We start from the raw sequence: 2,094 nt of genomic DNA on the forward strand, positions 1-2,094 counted from the left end.
GCGAACCTTGTAAATGTTGATGCGGAAGCGCACGCCGCGCCGGCTGGTGAGGGCTCCATCGTAGCTGCCGGGGATCACCGGTTCATGCAGATGATGCGAGGTGCAGCGGCCTGAGGTGCGCACAAAGAGAAAGCCGGGCTGCGGATCATGAGCGCCGGGATACCAGCCAGCGCAGGCACCATGAAGCTCGATGATGCCTCCACGGTAATCGAGCCGATAACAACTCGTGCCCTTCAATCCGGGGGATGGCAGTTTGATGAAGCCGTGCTGGACAAGCAGATTGCCACTCGTCATCACATCACGGCCCCAGAAGAACATCTGCTGAAGCAGCGCGGCTTTGAAGTCGCTCAGGAGTACACGCTGGCGGGAAATGGGGATGTCTTGTGACATGGATGGAAGGGGCTGGCTCATCACACGCGCAGGAGGGTTCTGGGCCATGGGTCGTCGAAGGTCTCGCCGCGCTTCCATGCGGCGGTTTCGTCGTCGGTGCAGAAGCATGTCTTGAGGTCTTGCACGAAGATGGCGCGGTCGTGCGCGGTGCCGATCACCGTCAGTTCGCAGGCGCGGTCGCCGAATTCGGGGTGGGTGCCTTGGAGCATGTCATGCAGAATGGCGATTTCCTCCGGCACGAGTTTGCCATCGGGATTGGTCACGAGCGCCGCCTTCCAGTAGGCCATGAGCTCCATCTCGATGCTGCCGGCGGCTTGATTCCACAGCAGGACATCGCGATCCCGTGAGGGCATCCAGATGAATCCTTTGCTGCGGTGGATGCCTGCGCCGAGTCGCTCGCGGAACAGGGTCCAAAGCCGACGTGGATGCAGCGGACGAGGATCGGTGATGACGGTGCTGCCGAGGTCATAGCTGGCGGCATCACCCACGTCATCATGCTGCAAGCCGGCGGCGAGATGTTGTGCCCGATCCATGTCGAAGCTGCCGGTGCCGAGGATCAACTGAGGCTTGATCCTGCCGTAGTTGACTGAGTAAAGCGCTGCGGAGGGATTGAGTGTTGTGAGGTGTTGGGCCATCCATTCGATGGCCTCGGGGATCACTTTCTCGGTCTTGGTGATCAAGATCACATTCGCCAGGCGGATCTGTGCCGACAGCAGAGGAGCCTGGGGCTGAGTGGCCTCACGGAGCAGGCACCCGCCGCCGTAGTCCTCCATGAATGCTTTCGCATCAATGAGCGTGACAAAAGTGTCGAGCTTGAACTCAGGCCGTGCGCTGATCTCCTGGATCAGAGGCCCGGGATGCGTGCTGCCGGAGGTTTCGATGATGACGTGATCCAGGTCATCGCGCCCGCGCCAGGCATCAAGAACGTTTGAAAACGCCCCACGCTGCGTGCCGCTGATGCTGCCGGTGTGGATGCTGGCGAAGTTGCCGCGCTGCTCATTGAATCCTTCGGGGTCGCGCACCAGGTCGCCATCCACTTCCAGCTCGCTGAGGTCATTGACGATCACGCCGAGGCGCGTTCCCTTGGCTTCACGCAGGAGACGGCGCAGCAGTGTGGTTTTGCCTGAACCCAGGAAGCCGGAGAGCACGGTGACCGGGAGGGTGTGGGGGCTGTCGCTCATCAGGTGCATCACAGGCGAAGGCGCAGCGTCCACTCGCGCACGGGGCTTTGGTTTTGAGGTTCCGCCATGCTCAGGCTCAGCGGCAGGCAGGCGCTGCCTTCAAAGTCGGGCAGGGCCATCAGCGTGGCCTGCACGCCGCTCCAACTGCCGAGAAAGCGCACCTGCCACACACTGTCAGCATTCGTGGTATGGCTTTGTTTGACGGCAGCTCCACGTGTGGTGCCGGTGGTGGGGGCGGATTGTTTGGCGGAGGGGCCTTCATCCACCAGGGTCATGCCGTGCTTGCGCAGCAATGCGCCGATCATCACGACGGCTTCGGAGCGTTGCATGGCATCGCTGCCGCCTTCGCCGAAGGCGGCCAGTTTGCGCTTCAAGTCCGCCTGCTCGGTCTTCAGGCGTTGCAGGTCCGCGCCGAGCGCCTGCGGATTCAACCTCATGGGACCGACTTCTTCACGCAATTTGTCGCGCTGCTGGCTGGCCTTGGTCAGGGCGCTGAGATGACCGCCATTGATGAAGACAGCAT

At 61.8% G+C, this 2,094-nt stretch carries 3 protein-coding genes; all 3 read right to left on the minus strand.

The window, feature by feature from the left end:
* Positions 1 to 390 (minus strand): hypothetical protein (locus WAW39_RS16235; protein WP_422320236.1); only part of this gene is annotated, 390 nt, incomplete at its 3' end.
* Positions 391 to 410: 20 nt separating this feature from the next.
* Positions 411 to 1,571, minus strand: a complete 1,161-nt coding sequence (locus WAW39_RS16240; RefSeq protein WP_422320237.1) for a CobW family GTP-binding protein — start codon at positions 1,569 to 1,571, stop codon at positions 411 to 413.
* Between the two features lie 8 nt (positions 1,572 to 1,579).
* The coding region (locus WAW39_RS16245; RefSeq protein ID WP_422320238.1) for a hypothetical protein at positions 1,580 to 2,094 on the minus strand (515 nt) is incomplete at its 5' end.

Source organism: Prosthecobacter sp. (genome assembly GCF_049294395.1).
Lineage (GTDB): Bacteria > Verrucomicrobiota > Verrucomicrobiia > Verrucomicrobiales > Verrucomicrobiaceae > Prosthecobacter.

Coding starts and splice junctions, on each gene's coding strand:
- WAW39_RS16240 (WP_422320237.1), bottom strand. CDS start 1,571: ATGAGCGACAGCCCCCACACCCTCCCGGTCACCGTGCTCTCCGGCTTC.